Consider the following 20,075-nt stretch of genomic DNA (forward strand, 5'->3'; position numbering starts at 1 on the left):
GTACGTATAAGTATTTTAAAAATCTTTGGGTAGACTTAAATAGAAGATACATTCAAATCGTTTGTGCTGCAGTTAGATGATATGGTGGTTGTAACTGTAATAGAATAAATAAGAAGGTGATTTTATTGGAGCAAGATAGAATAGAAAAATTAATAGAAGAAATGTTAGGAAAATATCCTAGAGACCAGGTTATAAATGCTTTAAATAGCCTTGCTTACTTGCCGAAAGAAAACTTCGAAAGTTTTGTAGAATTATCTAGAAAAATAGATGAAAAAAACACTCACCAATAAAGGAAGGTGATTTTAGTTTTTTAAAATGAAAAGCTTAAATTTACCCCAAAAGATATGCTGTAATATACTAAAATTTTAAGACATTAAACCTTCGAAAGTTAGAAAACGTTGATTCTTTTATGGGTTATCTTTTAAAACTATACAAAGCAAAACTAAATGTACTCTGGTCCAAAAACACACCTACTAAATGACTTTCCTGAACTTTCAATGCCCTCTTGTCGTCAAGAGGGCATTTTTTCGTTATAATGAATGCAAGAATAAAAAGTAACGATAAGGGGCATCTCAATGGAACAGTACTTAAATCTGTGTAGACATATAAAAGATCATGGAGTAATGAAAGAAGATAGAACGGGTACTGGTACAAAAAGTTTATTTGGTTATCAAATGCGTTTTGATTTAGCAAAAGGATTTCCACTATTGACTACAAAAAAAATAGCGTTTCGTTTAGTAGTGAGCGAGTTATTATGGTTTCTTAAAGGGGACACTAATGTCAAAACATTAATAGAAGCTAATAATCATATTTGGGATGAATGGGCATTTGAAAAATGGGTGAAAAGTGAAAGTTATGAAGGACCAGATATGACTAATTTTGGGATTAGGGCTGCAAATGATCCTGCATTTAAAGTAATAGTGGACGAACAGATGAAAGTCTTTTGTTCTAATATAGTGTCGAATGATGACTTTGCAAAGGAATTTGGTGACCTTGGTCCAGTTTATGGAAAGCAATGGCGTTCGTGGCCAGGTAAAAATGAACAAACAATCGATCAAGTCCAAAATTTAATTGAACAAATTAAAAAAAATCCAGATTCACGTAGACATATCATTACAGCATGGAATCCAGCAGAAGTAGATGATATGGCACTTCCTCCTTGTCACACGTTTATGCAGTTTTATGTCGTTAAAGGGAAGCTGTCATGTCAATTGTATCAACGTAGTGCGGATGTTTTCCTAGGGGTACCTTTTAACATTGCTTCATACGCATTATTAACACATTTAATCGCTAGAGAATGTAACTTAGAGGTTGGAGAGTTTGTTCATACACTTGGGGATGCGCATATATACCTGAATCATATGGAACAAGTGGAAACGCAATTAAAGCGTACGCCAAAAACATTGCCAACCCTTTTATTATCATCCGAAAAAGCGTCTATTTTTGATTTTGGACTAGAGGATATTACCATTGATGGGTATGATCCGCATCCTCGTATTAAAGCACCAATTGCAGTTTAGAATAAGAAAGGAGGAAAAAGGTTGATTTCATTAATCGTGGCACATGATGCAAACAGAGTAATAGGACTCGACAATAAAATGCCTTGGCATATACCTGGTGATTTAGCTTATTTTAAAAATAAAACAATGAATAAAGCAATGATTATGGGTAGAAAAACGTATGAATCCATTGGAAGAGTTCTACCTGGGCGAAAGAATATCATTATTTCAAGAAATCCTTCTTATCAAGTTGTTGGTGCTGAAACAGTTAGTACAATTGAAGAAGCACTTAAATTGGCAGAATCATTTCACGAAGAAGTGATGGTCATCGGGGGAGAGCAAATTTTTAAAGCGACATTACCAAAAGCGGATCGTCTTTACATTACATTTATACAGAATGTATTTGAAGGAGATACTTTCTTTCCCCCTTATAGAGAAGATGAATGGTTGCTAGTCGAAGTATCAAAGGATATGCAGACAGATGATGGGATAACGTATGCTTATTTGATATATGAAAAAAGGAAAGGGAAGATTTTTACCTGAAATTTAGGATGTTAAAAATTACTCCTTAAAATATCAAGCAAAAGTTCAAATATTAATTTTCTGGTCATATATTGTAGGAAAGAAAGAACCCAAGGTAATGACGCTTGAAGGATTTGCAAAAAATAAAATGAGTAACTGTTTAGAAAAATTACATTCCATAGCTAGAAGTTTAAATAGGACTACACTTCTTCTTATAATAGGTGTATAAAGGAAAGAAGGGATTTTGTGTCTAAAATTCATATTGTAACGGATTCAACGGCAGATTTATCAAAAGAGTTGATTGAATCCCTCCATATTCATGTGGTTCCATTAACTATTCAAATAGACGGAGAATCATTTCTTGACGGAGTAAATATCCAACCCCTCGAGTTTTTAGAAAAAATGGGTACATCCAAAGAATTACCTAAGTCATCGCAACCAGCAGTAGGAGTCTTTAAAGAATTATATGATCATCTTGGAGAAAATGGAGATCAAATACTATCGATACATATGACCGGTGGTATGAGTGGTACAGTGAAGTCTGCACAAGCTGCGGCAAAGATGTCTGAATCTGATGTCACAGTCATTGATTCTGAATTTATTTCCTTTGCATTATCTTTTCAAGTAGAAGAAGCTGCAAGAATGGCAATTTCGGGTGAGCCATTACAGTTAATTTTACAAAAGTTAAAGAAAATGCAATTAAACACAAGTTTGTATGTAGTAGTAGATACGCTTGAAAATTTAGTAAAAGGCGGGAGAATTGGGAAAGGTACTGCCATATTAGGTTCGTTATTATCCATTAAGCCAATCGCTAGCTTAGCCGGGGGTGTTTATACACCTATCGCAAAAGTTAGGAGCCATAAACAAGTAGTTAGTTATTTATTTAAGCAGTTTACAGAAGATACTAAAGGAAAAATAGTTAAAGCGGTTGGAATATCTCATGCCAACGGTTTAGCCATGGCAGCGCCATTAATGAAGCTGATCGAGGAATCCGGATTCAATTCCATTCAAGTTTCTTTTACTTCACCTGTTATTAGCACACATACTGGACCTGGCGCGATTGGTTTTATGTATATGACGGAGTAAGTAATGGAAAAGCAGGGAATTATCCCTGCTTTTCTTTTATCAAATGAAAAGGAAAAAATTTCTACTTCTTTGCTCGAATCTCGTCATAGAAGAATGTTGTTTCTTGTGCTTTTCTTATCGAAAGGAGTTAGGAATGAAGTACATTTTTTACTTAGCATGTATCATTTTATTAGCTGGTTGTGAAAAACAACCTTCTTTTGCAGTTGACTTTACAAAAAAAGAATCTATTTCTTTCGAAGAATATGTTATTCCCTTTTCTTTTTTTCCAAGAACATTACAGATGGTTGGAATCGGGGACTCCCTTACAAAAGGTGTTGGGGATGAGTTAAAAAAAGAAGGCTATATAGGAAGAGTAAAGACAGAGTTTTTGCAATATAAAGGAATAGAAGACGTTGTTTTAACCAATACTGCGTTAAGAGGTAGAAGAAGTGACCAATTATTAAAACTTATAAATAAAGGTGACATTGATTATGCAATTCGAAATGCAGATATTATGATGATAACTATTGGTGGAAATGATTTAATGAAAATTGTAAAAAAAGATTTATTTAACTTAAAGGTAGAATCATTTGAGAAAGGTTTAGTTTCGTTTGAAAGTAATTATATGAAAATTATTGATAAAATTCGTAAGATTAATAGTAAAGGAAAAATTGTGTTAATTGGTCTTTATAATCCAATATCAATTGTTGCGGAAGAGTCTAGTGAATTTGATACAATTATTAATGAATGGAACGATACAATAGAAAATATTGCTAAAGACGATGAAAATGCTTGCTTTGTACCTATAGTAAAACTTTTTGATACAAATGCAAATCTAGTTTATCACACAGATTTTTTTCATCCGAATAGCAAAGGATATCAATTGATGGAAGAAAAAATCATAAATTCCTTAGTAGAATGTGGTTTTATAGATGAGCAAGATAGGGAATTGTTGTTTTAAGGAGTTGAAGAGATGAACAAATGGAAAATAGCATTCTTTTTACTTGTACTAATATTAATTGGATTAGTCGTTGGATTATTTTATTGGATATCAATTCCATCTGATTCATCGGAAGAACAGTTAGAAACAACTAATTATACAGGGAATGTACTTACAGTAAACTCTACAAAAGAGGATTTTGAAGGTATTGCTAATACGTTTATGAAAAAAGCGGTGGGTAAGAAAACTTTACCTTTAAAATTAGAACTAAAAGATCAAGTGATTTTGACTTCTGAAATAATAGCTTTTAGGAGTATTATTCCAGTGAAAATGTATTTTGAACCTTTTGTTGAAGAAAACGGTGATATTCGATTAGTACAATCTTCATTAGAGATAGGTATAGTCAAACTCCCTCCAGAAACAGTGCTAAAGGTACTGAAAGATTCCATACAACTTCCAAATTGGATGGTTGTCAAACCTTCTGACAAAGAAGTTTTAATACAATTAGCAAATATTCCAATGGCTTCTGGTGTACATGTACGTGCCAAAGAATTGAATTTAGCTGAAGACGTTATTACATTAGAAATAGTAATCCCAGATGAGTGAGGAGGAAATAATATGGAAAAGGCAACATTTGCAGGTGGTTGTTTTTGGTGTATGGTTAAACCATTTGATACATTTGAAGGTATTGAAAGTGTAATATCTGGCTATACAGGTGGACATACGCTAAACCCAACATATGAGCAAGTCTGTTCTAATAACACGGGTCATTATGAAGCTGTTCAAATTACATATGATCCAGTGATTTTTTCTTATGATCAATTATTAGAAATCTTCTGGATGAATATAGATCCAACCGATGAAAATGGACAGTTTTTTGATAAAGGTAGTTCTTATCAAACTGCGATTTTTTATCATTCAGATGAACAGCGAGAAAAAGCTGAAAAATCAAAAGCAGATTTAGAAGAATCTAAAAAATTTAAGTTAAAAGTTGCAACGAAAATACTTCCTGCAAAAGAGTTTTACGCAGCCGAAACTTACCATCAAGACTACTATAAGAAAAATCCGGCACATTATAATAGGTATTATGTCGGTTCTGGTAGAGCGGCATATATCGAGAAAACATGGAGGGATTCCAAATGAAAGACAAATTAACGGATATGCAGTATTATGTGACGCAGCAAAACGGGACAGAACCGCCTTTTCAAAATGAGTTTGATAAGCATTTTGAAGAAGGGATTTATGTAGATGTCGTTTCAGGGAAACCATTATTTCATTCGAAGGATAAATACGATGCAGGTTGTGGCTGGCCAAGTTTTACAAGACCAATTGAATCACAAGAAGTGGTTGAACATTCCGATGAGAGTCATGGAATGAGAAGGGTAGAGGTTAGAAGTAAGACTGCTGATTCTCATCTAGGACATGTGTTTCCAGATGGTCCCTCAGAGGAAACAGGATTACGTTATTGTATAAACTCAGCTTCTTTGCGATTTGTACCAAAGACCCAACTGAAAGAAGAAGGTTATGAAGATTACTTGAAGTTGTTCTAGAAGCGCCCCTGTGCAAGAAATACTTCAAGATACTTGAGACCCAATAATACCTCCTACACTTGAATGTATAAAGTGTAGGAGGTATTTGTTTTAGGGTCGGAAGCGCCAAATGATAGATACCTAGACGGCAAGTGGGAAGTAGGTTGAACTTAAGACAAATAGGCAGCATCTATTGATAAAGAAGCACTGAGCGGACGAAATTGAATCTTCGTCCGCTTTTAAAAGAATAGGAAAGGGTAAATTCTCTCATTATTCTAACCTTATGTACCTTCTCTCTACCTATTCCAAGAGGGCGACGGACAAACATCCGCTACAAGATTATCAAAAAAAATGGCTCCTGAAGTGACGCAGTCTCTTCAAGAGCCAAAACTATAATGGTAATAGTGTAGCCAATGTTTAGTCCAAAGCACTCGAGGAATAGGAAAGACCAGATGCACTTAAAGAACTTGCACTTTTCTTATTTACAATTTAAATTCATTTACTACTTTTCGAAGTTCATCTGCCTGGTTCGATAATTCTACTGCAGAAGCATTAATTTCTTCCATAGCAGCCGATCCTTCTTGAGCAGCAGAAGCGGATGTTTCAGTATTGGTCGCAGTATTTTCTGCAATTTGATTAACCTCAATAAAGGAAGCAGCAACTTCTTGGCTAAAGTTAAGCGTCTCTTCAATTTGTTTTACCATTTTATCAATGATTGAAATAGTTTCATTTGTTTGATTCATAATTTGTTCTAAAGATGTATTTGTTTCATTCGCCACTTCTACACCACGAATCACATTATCTACACCTTCATGATTTTGTTTTACAATAGAAGTAACTTCCATTTGAATTGAAGTTACAATACCCGTAACTTCTTTTGCAGCATTTTGAGATTGCTCAGCAAGCTTACGAACTTCATCCGCCACAACTGCAAAGCCACGTCCGTGCTCTCCTGCTCTCGCAGCTTCAATTGCAGCATTTAACGCAAGTAGATTTGTTTGTTCTGCAATTGCAGTAATCGTTTTAATAATAGAAGTAATTTCATACGATTTTGTACCGAGTGCTTGAACAGTTTGTGAAGTGTTCGCCATTGTCTCTTCAATTTTCATCATTACATCTCCGGAGTGATGTACTGATTCGGCCCCTTTACGTGCAGCAATCATCATTTGATCTGTTGCTTCTTTTACAGCTTGAGCATCATTATTTAAGTATCTTGTTGCTTCTTCGAGTGAGTTCATCTTTTGAATGGCGATATTCATGCTCCGCATCGTTTGTTCACTTCCAACAGCAATCTCATTCGTTGAATCTGCAATAGATTGTATAGTAATTGCTGTCTCATCTGAAGAAGCCATAAGCTCTTGACCACTCGCTGATACATTCTCAGTAAGTAAACTAACTCTTTTCACTAAATTAGCAATAGAAGCGATTAACACATTAGTACTTTCCGCGATTTCACCAAATTCATCTTTAGATCGAACTTTCACGCGTCGAGTTAAATCACCACCAGCTTGGGCAATATCTAAAATAGATCGGTTAATAGCATAAGTACTTTTTTTAATAGAAAGAAACAGATAAATACCAAATGAAATTGTTAATGCTACTGAAAAAATGGTTAATGCGATAAATAAGAATAAAGAAGTATTATTCCCCTTTTTTAAAAGGTCAAGTTGACTCGCATTATTTTTAGCTAGTATTTCATTCATAGCAGCAATATGAACATCTACATAATTCATGGCAGTTTTCCCATTGCCAGCGTTTACTAATTTTTGAGCGGCTTCAATACCTGTTTCATCGCGAATTTTAATTACCCGCTCAGAGTATTGAAGGTACGTCGTGAAAAATTGGTTAATGGATTGTATTTTTTGTAATTCCTCTGTACGATCTTTATAAATTAGATGTAATTCTTTTAAATGAGTAATAATTGCATCTTTATATTTTTTATGACTTGCCATATAATTTGACTTACCGGTTATAATATAACTTTGTTCTGCATATGCCAGTTGAGCAATTTCGGTTGATATCTGATTTACCATCAATTGCTCTTTGATGTCTTCATTCGTAAACTTCTCTAAAGCTTGTTGGGATGAATACATTTTGCTAGAAGTTAAGACAAGCATAGAAATTAGGATTATTATAAGTATGGAAAAGATGATCAGTACACGACCTCTTATAGAATTAAAGAGATTAGTTTTTGTTGCTGCGTAAGATTTTCTTTCTATCTTTTTCTTACTTTTAAAAATTGTTAAGAAAGATGTTTTTTTCTCCTTAGCTCTCTTCTTTTCATGTTTATTTACTTTTGGTAAATTTAATGGTTTTAATTTATTTCGGATCCCCTTTAACAACCATATCAACCCTTTCTACATGTATTACCTATTAATATTTTTAAGTTTACTTGTTTTAGATAGATTTATCTACATGTTTTTTAATTTTTCTGTGACTTCATGACTAAAGATGGAGGTGAAATATGAAACAATCGTTTTATCTTTATGCATTAAAATACCGTGGGGGACAAAAGAAGGATAAAAAAGCACTCTTTGCAGAAGCTATGTTTAATCAACATGATTTTCCGAAAGCAGAAACTTCTTTTGATTCTTTATCGAAATATATAGAAGAACTTGCACACTTAGATATGAGTGCAACCGTTTTTGATGAACTTTGGGAACTTTATAAAGAAGCAAGTAGCTAGCAATTTCGTTGCAATTCAATCAAAAAAAATGTATCATTAAGCCGATAAGTAATAGAAATGAGGTCAAATAAATGAGTATACACATTAGTGCAAAAAAAGGTGAGATTGCGGATACAATTTTGCTGCCTGGAGATCCACTTCGCGCAAAATATATTGCTGAAACATTTTTAGAAGATGTTGTTCAATATAACGAGGTTCGTAATATGTTTGGTTATACTGGTACATATAAAGGAAAGAGAATCTCAGTTCAAGGTACTGGAATGGGTGTTCCTTCAATCTCTATTTATGTTCATGAATTAATGAATGATTATGATGTTCAAAAATTAATTCGTGTAGGTACTTGTGGCGCTATCCAGAAAGATGTAAAAGTTCGTGACGTAATCCTTGCTCAAAGTGCTTCAACAGATTCTACTTTGAATAAAGTGTTATTGGATGATGTAAGCTATGCACCAACTGCAGATTTTGACTTGTTATATAAAGCATATAATGTTGGTAAAGAAGCCGGATTAAGTCTAAAAGTAGGTAATGTTTTTACGGCAGATTTGTTCTACAATGAAAATGCACAAAATGAAAAATGGGCTAGCTATGGCGTTCTTGCAGTTGAAATGGAATCTGCAGCGCTTTATACGTTAGCTGCGAAATTCGGTCGTCAAGCTCTTTCTGTATTAACAGTTAGTGACCACATCATTACTGGGGAAGCAACTACTTCTGAAGAGCGTCAAACTACTTTCAACGATATGATTGTTGTTGCATTAGAAGCAGCAATTCAAGACTAATATCGTTAAATTGTCCGTCAATATTAGGGAGATTTCTTCTTTTGTAGATCATCTTCATAAATAGACTGTCATTTCGATGACAGTCTATTTTTAAAATAATTTTTAGTTTTTGTGAAAAGGGTGAAAAATTTGGACGAACAAAACCAATCAAATGAAGAGCTAAATTCTTCAGAAGTAAAACCAGCATCGCGGTATATTAAGATGAAACCATTTGTTTTTCTAATTTTGATTTTCGCCTTAATAATAGCGACTGCAGCTGTTACGATGTTGTCTTTAACTCTCGGCAAGGACAAAGTTATAGGGGGAGATGCACCGCAAAGTGAGCGAGCGGAGTTCTCTAAGTTGTATGTGGCTTATGATAAGTTAAAAGAAGAATACTATAAAGATATAGATCAAGACGCGATTGTTAATGGTGCGATAAATGGAATGATTGACGCACTAGATGACCCGTACACTGATTATATGAATAAGGAAGAAGCCTCTCAGTTCAATGAAAGTATTTCGTCTAGTTTCCAAGGAATCGGTGCGGAAATTCAAGAAAGAGATGGTGTAATAACGGTAGTTTCTCCGATTAAAAATTCTCCTGCTGAAAAAGCGGGGCTATTGCCGAATGATAAAATTATGGCGGTTGATGGAAAAGAGATTAAAGGATTTACTGCTTCCGAAGCTGTGTTATTAATTCGTGGAAATAAAGGAACCGAAGTTAGCCTTACGATTAAACGTGGGGAAAATGCGACGACGGATATTACGATTGTTCGTGATGATATTCCGATAGAAACGGTTTATGCTGAGATGGTTGGAGATAATGTAGCGCATATCATCATTTCAAGCTTTTCGACAAATACGTATGATGAACTTGTTAAATCTATAAAAGAGATGGATAAACAAGGCATGAAAGCATTAGTATTAGATGTGCGTCAAAATCCAGGAGGACTTCTTAATAGAGCAATCGATATTTCTAATTTATTCGTTGAGGATGGAAAACCAATTCTTCAAATTGAAGAAAAAGGAAATACGGACGTAACAACTGCATCACCAGGTACAAAAGTGAAAGTCCCAGTATCATTAATTATTGATGGAGGCAGTGCATCTGCATCCGAAATATTAGCAGGGGCACTGAGTGAATCAGCTAATGTACCATTGGTTGGGTTAAATTCTTTTGGTAAAGGTACAGTTCAACAAGTAAATGACTTACCAGATGGATCGAACATTAAAATTACAACTGCAAAATGGTTAACACCAAAAGGTAATTGGATTCATGAGAAAGGGATTGCTCCAAACTATGTTGTGGAATACCCTTCTTATGCAATGCTTGCTCCACTAGACCCATCCGTAATATTAAAAGAAAATCAGTCTTCTGAAGCTGTCCAAAATGCGAAAGGAATGTTGGAAGCAATAGGTTATGAAGTTGGCGAAATGAATGAAAACTTCGATGCTCCGTTTGCTAAAGCAGTGAAAAAATTTCAGACAGATAATAATATTGCCACAACGGGTGAGTTGACAGGCGAGACTTCTTTCATCTTAATGGATAAACTTCGCCAAAAAATAGTAAAAGATGATCCACAATTGGAAAAAGCCAAAGAAGTGGTTTTAAAGCTTCTGAATAAGTAATAGTTTAAAGTTAAAAGCTGGCCTTTATGGTCAGCTTTTTCAACATGAAGAAGGGAGAAGATAGTATGAAAGATGTTTACCTATTAAGTGGGTTTTTGGGAAGTGGAAAAACTTCTTTATTAGCTCATTTAATCGCTCAATTTAAAGCGGAAGGATTAAAGCCGGCAGTCATTATGAATGAGTTAGGGAAATTAGCTTTTGATAGCAGAGTAGTCGATAACGATGTGCCATTAAAAGAAATGCTGGAAGGCTGCATTTGCTGCACAGGTTCTGAGAAAATGGAGGCCCAACTTCAGACGTTATTAGAGGGAGAAACCTTCGATGTATTATTAATAGAGACAACAGGAGCTGCGCATCCTGTTGAGGCAATGGATGCTGTTTTTTCTCCACTCTTTGCAAGCAAGTTAAATATGAAAGGCATTGTTACCGTAGCCGATTGTAAAAGATGGCTTGAAAGAGACAAAATGACCCCACAAACACGTATGCTTTTTCTGGAACAAATAAAACATGCTCATTTAATTGTGGCAAATAAAACGGATTTACTCTCCGATTCCGAAGTTGCTTCAGTTACTATGCAAATACAGAGTTTAAATAATGCGGCACCAATTATCCAAACTTCCAATAGTAAGATTCCATTAGCATTAATTACGAAGTTGGAAGCAACTTTTCATGAAAAAGGCATTAACAAAACAGCTATTGGAAAACAACTATTTCTTTCTTCCAGATTACACACTTTTTCTGATGCGGTTGATCAAGACTCATTTGAAGACTGGGTAAGAAGCCTTCCTGACACAGTTTATCGGATAAAGGGCTATGTTCCATTAAAGGGACATAAAAACCCCTATCTATTTCAATATGCATATGGAATGGTACAATGGTTGCCAGAATTTATGAAGATGGAGCCCCAAATCGTTCTAATTGGGGACCAAATAGATAGAATCGAAATTATTGGAGAGAGCTCATATGATTAATGCTTTTCACCAGTTATATAAAGGAAGAGTGGAATTAGAAAAAGTACGAACAGAAGAAGAGGTTCGACAATTTATTCAAAGTGAGTTAATGGATGAATTTACACATCCAAGAGCAAGGCGGACCATTGAAACAAAATATGGTTTTGCCATTACGAGAATTAAATCAAGTAAACTATCTTCTGAAGAACAAAAATGTCTATTAGACATTTATAAAGAAGAATATGAAAAACTGTCAACAGGATATGAAGTGTAAATTTTGATCTACTTGGTTAAGTTAACCAATAATAGTTTTATAGTTTGTTATTCTCATCGATATTTTTAATCCAATTGGACGTGTTGGTAAATATTATGGAAAAATTTCCTCCAATCTTATGTTTACAATAGGGGTGCACAAAAGAAGGAGGAAATGAAAATGAATAAAAAACATTCTATCATTGTTGGATTACTAGCAGGTGGCTTATTGTTTTCAACAAATACAGCAGATGCAGCGATGACAACGGGAAATTCACATACTACTTCCGAGGCAAAAGCAGTCGTCACATATCAATGGAATGCACCATATAATATTATTAATAAATTTGACTGGAAAGATCTTAATAACTTTAGCTATCTATTAAATTCAAATCTAGTAATAGAAATACCATCTACTCCAGTAAAAAAACCGGTGACTGAAACACCATCTACACCAGTAAAAAAACCAGTAACATCAACACCAACTACGCCGGTAAAAAAACCAGTGACTGAAACACCATCTACACCAGTAAAAAAACCGGTGACTGAAACACCATCTACACCAGTAAAAAAACCAGTAACATCAACACCAAGCACTCCTGTGAAACAGCCTGTAACTGAACAAACACCAACGAATAATAATCAGGAAGTAAAAGTACCGGCAGCAGTTCAAGAAGTGGTTGATTTAACAAACAAAGAACGTGCAAAAGAAGGATTAAAGGCTTTACAAATTGAAGTGAAGCTTACTCAATCAGCTCAGGCAAAATCACAAGATATGAAAGATAGAAACTACTTTGATCATACTAGTCCAACATATGGTTCTCCATTTGATCAAATGAAATCTCTTGGTATCACTTACAGTTCGGCGGGAGAAAACATTGCTATGGGACAACGTAGCGCTGCTGAAGTTGTAGATGCTTGGATGAAATCACCTGGTCACAGAGCAAATATTATGAATCCATCGTTTACACAAATCGGAGTTGGTTTATCTGATAGTGGATTCTACTGGACACAACAATTTATAGGAAAATAATAGAGTTAGAGCCTATCAAGTTTTACACTTGATAGGCTCTTTTGCGTTTATATTCAAAACTTAGAGCACATACTTCAAGAGGAAGAGGTGATCTAGTGATTGTATATAAAGAAACAATGGAATTACTTCAAAATACATTCTCCCATTCCTTTGATTTTATAACAAAGGAATTACAATGGAATGATGATCCAGTTATACTTTGCTATTATGCAACGATGATTGATACAGCGGGTGTCCTGAAACAAATCAATCATATACAACTGCGATACGAATCGAATGATCCAAACTGGAATCAGACTCCATTTTCAGAAGAAGAAGAATTTTCAATTGAGCAATTAGAGAAAAGTATTTCCACTGGAGAGACTGTGCTTATATTCCCAAAATCAAATACAATACTTCGTGTAATAATGCCTAAAATTTCTTCAAGGGCACCTTCATCTCCGATAAGTGAATATGTAGTTCGAGGTTCTCAGGATGGTTTTGTAGAAAATGTAGAAGTAAACATAAATTTAATAAGAAAAAGAATGAGTACACCGGATTTGAAAATAGAAAGATTAGTAATTGGATCTACAACTAATACAAAAGTATCCATCATATATTTGCGCACTAAAGTAGATCAAGGAGCTTTGGAAGTATTGAAAGAAAGAATATCTAAAATAGAGTTAGAAATGTTATATAGTTCGGGACAGTTAGAAGACTACATAGAGGATTCCATTTGGTCCCCATTTCCTCAATTTTTAAACACAGAAAGACCTGACAGAGTAGTTGCGAATATATTAGAAGGTAGAATTGCCATCCTGGCAGATTCGGATCCTACTGCACTAATTGCCCCAACAACTTTAATCACTTTTTATGAATCTCCTGATGATTTTAATGGGAGATTATTGGTTGGTTCTTTTTATCGATTAGTTCGTTTAGCTAGTTTTTTTATAGCTATTTTTTTACCAGCGTTTTATATTGCTGTAGCTAGTTTCCACTTTGAAATTGTCCCAATAGATTTGGGTGAGGAAGTGAAGAGTTCCGTTAGTCATGTTCCTTTTCGTCCCATATTCGAAGCATTTCTTTTAGAGATAACGATTGAACTTATTCGTGAAGCGAGTATTCGATTGCCTAGTCCTGTAGGACAAACAATTGGGGTAGTAGGAGGATTAGTAATTGGGGATGCAATCGTTTCGGCTGGTCTTGCATCTAATTTAATGGTAATTGTCGTTGCCTTAACTGCACTTGCTAGCTTTGTAGTTCCTTCAGTTGAGTTAAGTACTTCGATCCGTATTTTAAGATTCCCTTTTATGATCGCAGCCTCGATATTCGGCTTTTTTGGCCTTGTCATGGGATCGCTTATCCTTTTCATCCATCTGTTAAATTTACAGTCTTTAAATCGACCATATCTGTCTCCTATAATACCTTTTGAACCAAAAAAGTTATTAGAAGTGTTTTTCCCTGTTCCATATTATAAGTCGAATACGGGACAAAAAAACTTTTATTTCTTCAAAAAAGGATTGAAGAAAAATGAATAAATGGACAGTGTCTAATAAGCAATTATTTTTATTTTTATTTATTATTCAAACAGGCACAATTTTTATAACACTTCAAACACGAGTGATAAAAGCTGCCGAACAAAATGCTTGGATTGTATTCACCATAGTCAGCTTCCTACATTGTGTACTGCTAATCATTTTTAATAAATATTATAAGTACTTTCAATTAAATAAATTCGAAAAGTGGCTTTTTCAAATTTATTGGTATGTTGTAGTAATTATTTTTTTGGCAACAATCGATTTTTTGTTAATAGTTTGGGTTTTTCCTTTAACACCCCATTTTATAGTTATTGGTTTAATCGTTTTCATTTCTTTCTATGTAAATATAAGTAAATACGCAGTGCCATTAAATATTTCAGTTATCTTAATTCCTTTCATCATATTGTTTTTAGGAGCATTATTTCTTGCTGTTCCAGATTTAATCTGGACTAATTTGTTCCCTATAGGTCATATACAAAAAGACCAATGGATTGGCGGAGCAAAGGAATCATTAAATGCTTTTATCGGTTTGGAAGCCTTTTTAATATTACGACCATTCGTGCAAGACAAAAGAGAAATAAAGACAAAACAGATTCTATCCTATCAACTTGCTCTAACTTTATTTTTTTTAATTACAATAATGTTCACCATTCTATTTTTTCCGCTGGAAGAATTAAAACTTATTCCAGTGGCTATAACATTTTTATTAAAGTCGCAAGATGTTACGTTTGTAGAACGATTAGATTTGTTTTTTACTTATATTTGGATGATGTGGAGCATAATAACGGTTGCGTTATTTATATTTTTAGGCATTCACCTATATAAAACAATGCATAAACGGCATTTTAAATTTACAGTAATTATACATCTTGTCATATTTATTTGTCCTCTATTTTTATTGTCTCGGGAGATATTAAAGACAGCAAATGATTTACTAGCGTATGGACATTTGTTTTTTGGGATATTACTGCCATTATTTATCCTCTTTAAGGGATGGAGGAAGTCATTGCGTGAGTAAAAATATAAGTATATTAATAATTGTAATACTCCTACTAAGTGGGTGTTGGGATGAACGTCTAAACAAAGATTTTGCGAGTATACCTATGGTTGGGTTCGACGGAGAAATAGGTAACCTAACAGGCTATTTTGGGTTGCCAGGGGAGCAGCATCAAAGTGAGCAATTTGAAATGTTATCGGCTAAGGGTATATCTGTACAGGACGTAGCTCAAAAAGTAGATCAAAAAGTAAATGAAAGATTGGATTTGTCAAAATTAACAAGTATATTACTTTCCGATGACACAGTAAAAAGTGATTTAGATCACTATCTAGATGCTTATTATCGAAATTCTCGGAGCCGATTAAATACTGTGCTAATAATTACGGAAGGCAGTACAGCACCATTTATTCAATATGGAGATAAAATGGGTAGCGATGTAAATAATTATTACAGTGAATTTGTAGAAGGATTTAAACTAGAATCTGTTTTATCTAAAGCGGATATTCAGCAGTCTCTTTCTGACTTAAAGGATGAAGCAATTGACTTAACTTTGCCATATATCATAATGTCCAAAGAAGAGAATATTCCAGAATTATTAGGGCTTGCTCTGTTTAGCGGGAAAAAATTCTCGGGAAAAACGTTAAATAAAGATGACTCCATCGTATTGCAGCTGATGAAAAAGAAGAAAGGGAAGTATCCTTTTTTAACGTTCACACACAAAGAAGTCCCTTTAACGATTAGAGTTGATAATTTACAAAGGAAAATGAAATGGGACGGTACGCATATTGAAATACATTATAAAATGAAAATAGGAATAATGGAATATTATAAGAATCATTTATTAGAGAAAAAAGAAATCCAGGAAATAGAAAAATTTTTAGAAGAAACATTTACGAAACAAATGGAAGAAATTTTAAAAGTATTACACGATAGTAATTGTGACGCTCTTGGAATAGGTCGTTATGCAAGGGCCTTTCATCCAAATGTATTTGAGAAAAATAAATGGAATGAAATATATCCAACCTTAACTATTACTCCAATTGTGCAAGTAAAAGTTATTGAAACAGGCATAGCAGATTGAAAAACGACACTTTTACGCGTCGTTTTTTTTGATTTTCCTTTGTAAATAAATGAGTCTTGAACCAAGTGTGAGAGCTCCTAGTGTTAGACCAACAATAAGGCCAATCCAATAGCCGAATCGTTCAAAAGAAGTATAATTTGCTAGAATATATCCAGTAGGTAACCCAATAATCCAATACGAAACGATAGCCATTATAAAAGTAATCGTGACATCTTTATAACCTCGAAGTGCTCCTTGAACTGGAGCTTGAATAGAATCTGAAAGCTGAAATAATGCCGCAAAGAAGAAAAATTGAACGGCCAACGTAATTACTGCTTGATCATTCGTATAAATAGTTGCAATTTGTTCTCTAAATAGGAGTAATATCGTTGCAGAGATAAAGCTAAACGATATGGCTGTACCTACTGCTAACCAACTATAGGTTTTTGCATCTTTAAAACGATTGGCACCAACTTCATAACCAACTAGAATGGTTGTTCCCATGGCTATACTTAATGGAACCATATAAAGCAGAGAGGTGAAGTTCATGGCAATTTGGTGTGCGGATATTACAGCGGTTGAATAAGTGCTCATAAGAATAGTAACAGCAGAAAAAATCGTTGTTTCAGCAAAAATAGACAATCCAATTGGTAATCCTATTTTAGTTAAAACCTTAAATTTTATGAAGGATGGTTTACTCCAACCGTGGAATATCCTTAACTCAGCAAAAGGTTTGTTGCGATATACGATAAAGATCGCAATAAATAATATTACCCAATATGTAAGTGCAGATGCTAACCCTGCACCGGCCCCTCCAAGTGCAGGCATTCCAAGTTTCCCATATATAAATATATAGTTTAATGCAATATTGATAGGAGCAGATAACAGCGTAATAATCATCGATACACGAGTTTTTCCTAGTGCATCAATAAAAGAACGGAGCACACTATAGAGAAATAAAGGAATAAGTCCAATACTCATCATATATAAATAATCCTTTGCCACGACGCGTACACTATCCTCAAGCGGAATGAGTTGTAACGCAGGATCAATAAACATTAAAATACCGAAAAAGATCACAATTGCCAACACAATGGCAATATAAAATCCTTGTTGCACAAAGATGGGTACGTCTTCCTTCTTTTTCGCACCCATTAATTGTGCTACAATGGGCGTAATGCCTAGTAAAATACCGGTTAGTCCAGTATATACTGGCACCCAAAGTGATGAGCCAATAGAAACACCTGCTAAATGATCAATACTAAATTTACTCGTCATTAAAACATCGAAAAAAGTCATTAAATACAGGGCAACCTGAGTGACTAATATTGGGACGACTATTTTGATCATTTGAAAACTTTTTTCTGATAATGTTTTTGTTTCTTGCATTTTGCATACATCCTTTAAAGTTATAAGATAGTTAGGAGATTATTAATGAATAATAACACAATTGTTTTAACAGGTGGAGGAACTGCGGGACATGTTTCATTAAACCAAGCAATTATTCCTGAATTAATAGAAAAAGGCTATGAAATACATTATATAGGTTCTTCTAATGGAATAGAAAAAACAATAATTACTGAAAACTTCCCGGAAATACCATATTATGCGATTTCAAATGGGAAGCTTAGACGGTATTTTTCTATGAAGAACTTTTCCGATCCCATTAAAGTCCTTTATGGCACTATGCAAGCCGCAATAATACTCAAAAAAGTAAAACCATCTCTCGTATTCTCAAAAGGTGGATTTGTCTCGGTTCCAGTTGTAATTGCAGCAAAACTAGCAAACATACCAGTAGTTATTCATGAATCTGATATTACACTTGGGCTTGCTAATAAAATTGCTAGTTCCTTTTCAAAACATGTTTTTACAGTTTTTGATGAGACGTTGAAATACTTGCCTGCAGAAAAAGCTTCCTCTATCGGAGCAATTATTCGCCCAGATTTGTTAAATGGAAATTCCTTTACTGCAGAGGAGTTAACTGGATTCAGAGCTGATAAAGAGACCATTATAATAATGGGAGGCAGCCAAGGAGCCGCAAAAATAAATGAGGCCATATATGAAAATATAGATGTTTTAACAATGAAATACCAAATCATTCATCTTTGTGGTAAAGGAAATGTAAATATGTCCTTAAAAGGTAAGCCGAATTATATTGCGTATGAATATGTTAATAACGAGTTACCACATTTATTAAAAATATCGAATTACGTTATTACAAGAGCTGGTTCAAACTCCATATTTGAGTTTTTAGCGCTAAAAAAACCGATGCTTTTAATACCCCTTTCTATTCATGCAAGTAGAGGTGATCAATTATTAAATGCGAACTACTTTGAAGAAAAAGGATTTGGAATTGTGTTAGAGGAAGACGCCTTAACTCCAAATACGTTTTTAGAATCAATTACGAGACTAGTTCAACAATCAGACGAGATTACAGCAAATCAGTACAGAGCTATATCTCCAAAAACACCAACGCAATTTGTAGAAACACTGTTAACATATAAGAAAAACACAAGCGGCCTATAAGTGCATTTGTTCATTACCAATTCCTAAGCTCTGTAGACTAAACATTTACTACACTATTAACGAAAAATTTTATGGAGGATCTGGAAGTGACTACCTCACTTCCAGATCCTCTTTTTTCGGTAATCTTGTGCCGAATGTTTATCCGTGCCCTCTTGGAATAGTTAGAGACAAGGTACATAAGGTTTGGTTAATGAGATATTAGATACTTTCCTTATCATTCAAAAGCGGACAAAGATACAATTTCATCCGCTCAGCACTTCTTTATCAATAGATGTTATCTATTTTTTTTCAGGTTCCATCTACTATAATATTTTCTCACTGACTCATGTATACTGTGGACTGAAAGAGTAAAAATATATGGGAAGTCCTGCGTTAGGTAGTAACAATTCGGAAGGACTTCAAGTCGGTGTGGATACTGTATTCGTTAGATTCCAATTTCATATACTTATTATCTAAAAAATAAAGAACTCCCGTCAACTAAATAGTTGACAGGAGTTTATGAATTATATCACATTGCTTGTTCTTCTTCTGTATTTTCTTGAAGCATAACAAGGTGGAATAAATCTTTCGGAATGTAGTAAAGATCGAATGTATCATTTTCTTTATTTATTGCTTCATATATGTTTGGATGCGTGTCATTAGCTTTCATTGCGTAAGGTAGTTTTTCAGTAGCCCGTATACTTTTCGCATTGTTTTTTCGTATACGTAAAAAGATTGTATGAATATCTGTCTCAAAAAACATTTCCTGTAAAAACTGTTCTTTAGCTTTTTTGTTATATCCAAGCCCTTGAAAAGGTTTACCAATCCAAGTACCAAGAAACCCTGCCCCATTTTCGATATCAAACAAATTAATCGTTCCGATCGGTTGGCCGAAATCACTAACTATTGTTCGTGATATAGAAAGGCCTTTCTCTTCTTCTTCCATTAACTGTTTTGTTATAAACCAATATTCATCTGCTGAACTTGCTTTATTGCGTACATAAGCAAGTACGGATGGTTCTGCCATTAATTCATATAATGCAGTACATTCATGTAAATCACGTTTTCTAATCAACAAAAGTGCCCCCCAAAAGAACCATAAATGAGCAGTATCATCCTAGGTCCCTGAAATT

General features: G+C 34.3%; 21 protein-coding genes. 18 read left to right on the forward strand and 3 right to left on the reverse strand.

All coding sequences use genetic code 11. The annotated features are described in order from the left end of the window. Positions 1-125: 125 nt before the first annotated feature. From PB01_RS20990 to msrB, 8 genes are all read left to right on the forward strand, one after another. Positions 126-290, forward strand: a complete 165-nt coding sequence (locus PB01_RS20990; RefSeq protein ID WP_192797519.1) for a hypothetical protein — start codon at positions 126-128, stop codon at positions 288-290. A 285-nt stretch (positions 291-575) separates the two neighbouring features. Beyond that, the gene (locus PB01_RS08675) at positions 576-1,520 is read left to right on the forward strand and encodes a thymidylate synthase (protein WP_151699841.1); all 945 of its coding nucleotides are present in this window, start codon (positions 576-578) and stop codon (positions 1,518-1,520) included. A gap of 21 nt (positions 1,521-1,541) precedes the next feature. After that, on the forward strand, positions 1,542-2,042 hold the full coding sequence (locus tag PB01_RS08680) for a dihydrofolate reductase (protein WP_151699842.1): 501 nt from the start codon (positions 1,542-1,544) through the stop codon (positions 2,040-2,042). Positions 2,043-2,267: 225 nt separating this feature from the next. Next, a complete protein-coding gene (locus PB01_RS08685; protein WP_151699843.1) occupies positions 2,268-3,107 on the forward strand; it encodes a DegV family protein in 840 nt (279 codons plus the stop codon). A 133-nt stretch (positions 3,108-3,240) separates the two neighbouring features. Beyond that, the gene (locus PB01_RS08690) at positions 3,241-4,047 is read left to right on the forward strand and encodes a GDSL-type esterase/lipase family protein (protein ID WP_151699844.1); all 807 of its coding nucleotides are present in this window, start codon (positions 3,241-3,243) and stop codon (positions 4,045-4,047) included. 12 nt (positions 4,048-4,059) lie between these two features. After that, complete coding sequence (locus PB01_RS08695; RefSeq protein WP_151699845.1) at positions 4,060-4,632, forward strand: YpmS family protein; 573 nt, start codon at positions 4,060-4,062, stop codon at positions 4,630-4,632. A 12-nt stretch (positions 4,633-4,644) separates the two neighbouring features. Beyond that, on the forward strand, positions 4,645-5,169 hold the full coding sequence (msrA, locus tag PB01_RS08700; RefSeq protein ID WP_151699846.1) for a peptide-methionine (S)-S-oxide reductase MsrA: 525 nt from the start codon (positions 4,645-4,647) through the stop codon (positions 5,167-5,169). After that, on the forward strand, positions 5,151-5,576 hold the full coding sequence (gene msrB / locus PB01_RS08705; protein WP_151699847.1) for a peptide-methionine (R)-S-oxide reductase MsrB: 426 nt from the start codon (positions 5,151-5,153) through the stop codon (positions 5,574-5,576). The genes msrA and msrB overlap by 19 nt, the downstream gene beginning before the upstream one ends. 461 nt (positions 5,577-6,037) lie before the next feature. On the opposite strand, the gene PB01_RS08710 is transcribed toward msrB, so the two are convergent. Beyond that, the gene (locus PB01_RS08710; protein ID WP_225986228.1) at positions 6,038-7,897 is read right to left on the reverse strand and encodes a methyl-accepting chemotaxis protein; all 1,860 of its coding nucleotides are present in this window, start codon (positions 7,895-7,897) and stop codon (positions 6,038-6,040) included. A gap of 122 nt (positions 7,898-8,019) precedes the next feature. Here PB01_RS08710 and PB01_RS08715 point away from each other — a divergent pair, with 122 nt between their 5' ends. The 9 genes from PB01_RS08715 to PB01_RS08755 all read left to right on the forward strand — a co-directional run bounded on the left by PB01_RS08715 (position 8,020) and on the right by PB01_RS08755 (position 16,458). After that, positions 8,020-8,241: a YozE family protein gene (locus PB01_RS08715; protein ID WP_151699848.1), complete on the forward strand. Its 222-nt coding sequence runs from the start codon at positions 8,020-8,022 to the stop codon at positions 8,239-8,241. Between the two features lie 71 nt (positions 8,242-8,312). Continuing rightward, on the forward strand, positions 8,313-9,017 hold the full coding sequence (deoD, locus tag PB01_RS08720) for a purine-nucleoside phosphorylase (RefSeq protein ID WP_151699849.1): 705 nt from the start codon (positions 8,313-8,315) through the stop codon (positions 9,015-9,017). Positions 9,018-9,146: 129 nt separating this feature from the next. Beyond that, positions 9,147-10,628, forward strand: a complete 1,482-nt coding sequence (locus tag PB01_RS08725) for a lmo1851 family serine protease (RefSeq protein WP_225986229.1) — start codon at positions 9,147-9,149, stop codon at positions 10,626-10,628. A gap of 65 nt (positions 10,629-10,693) precedes the next feature. After that, entirely contained in the window at positions 10,694-11,599 is a 906-nt protein-coding gene (locus PB01_RS08730; RefSeq protein WP_151699850.1) for a CobW family GTP-binding protein, read from the forward strand. Continuing rightward, positions 11,592-11,852 (forward strand): hypothetical protein, encoded by a 261-nt coding sequence (locus PB01_RS08735; protein WP_151699851.1) that lies wholly within the window; start codon positions 11,592-11,594, stop codon positions 11,850-11,852. Before PB01_RS08730 ends, PB01_RS08735 begins: the two co-directional genes overlap by 8 nt. A gap of 159 nt (positions 11,853-12,011) precedes the next feature. Continuing rightward, positions 12,012-12,863, forward strand: a complete 852-nt coding sequence (locus tag PB01_RS08740; RefSeq protein ID WP_225986230.1) for a CAP domain-containing protein — start codon at positions 12,012-12,014, stop codon at positions 12,861-12,863. A gap of 95 nt (positions 12,864-12,958) precedes the next feature. Beyond that, complete coding sequence (locus PB01_RS08745) at positions 12,959-14,380, forward strand: spore germination protein (RefSeq protein ID WP_225986231.1); 1,422 nt, start codon at positions 12,959-12,961, stop codon at positions 14,378-14,380. Then, on the forward strand, positions 14,373-15,398 hold the full coding sequence (locus PB01_RS08750; protein WP_151699852.1) for a GerAB/ArcD/ProY family transporter: 1,026 nt from the start codon (positions 14,373-14,375) through the stop codon (positions 15,396-15,398). Before PB01_RS08745 ends, PB01_RS08750 begins: the two co-directional genes overlap by 8 nt. Continuing rightward, a complete protein-coding gene (locus tag PB01_RS08755; RefSeq protein ID WP_192797520.1) occupies positions 15,391-16,458 on the forward strand; it encodes a Ger(x)C family spore germination protein in 1,068 nt (355 codons plus the stop codon). Before PB01_RS08750 ends, PB01_RS08755 begins: the two co-directional genes overlap by 8 nt. A gap of 12 nt (positions 16,459-16,470) precedes the next feature. Here PB01_RS08755 and PB01_RS08760 read toward each other — a convergent pair whose 3' ends face one another. Next, a complete protein-coding gene (locus PB01_RS08760) occupies positions 16,471-17,826 on the reverse strand; it encodes an MATE family efflux transporter (protein ID WP_151699854.1) in 1,356 nt (451 codons plus the stop codon). Positions 17,827-17,871: 45 nt separating this feature from the next. Between PB01_RS08760 and PB01_RS08765 the strand changes: the two genes are divergently transcribed. Beyond that, positions 17,872-18,963, forward strand: a complete 1,092-nt coding sequence (locus PB01_RS08765; protein WP_151699855.1) for an undecaprenyldiphospho-muramoylpentapeptide beta-N-acetylglucosaminyltransferase — start codon at positions 17,872-17,874, stop codon at positions 18,961-18,963. A 508-nt stretch (positions 18,964-19,471) separates the two neighbouring features. On the opposite strand, the gene PB01_RS08770 is transcribed toward PB01_RS08765, so the two are convergent. After that, positions 19,472-20,017: a GNAT family N-acetyltransferase gene (locus PB01_RS08770; RefSeq protein WP_151699856.1), complete on the reverse strand. Its 546-nt coding sequence runs from the start codon at positions 20,015-20,017 to the stop codon at positions 19,472-19,474. Positions 20,018-20,075 lie beyond the last annotated feature (58 nt).

Source organism: Psychrobacillus glaciei (assembly GCF_008973485.1).
GTDB lineage: Bacteria > Bacillota > Bacilli > Bacillales_A > Planococcaceae > Psychrobacillus > Psychrobacillus glaciei.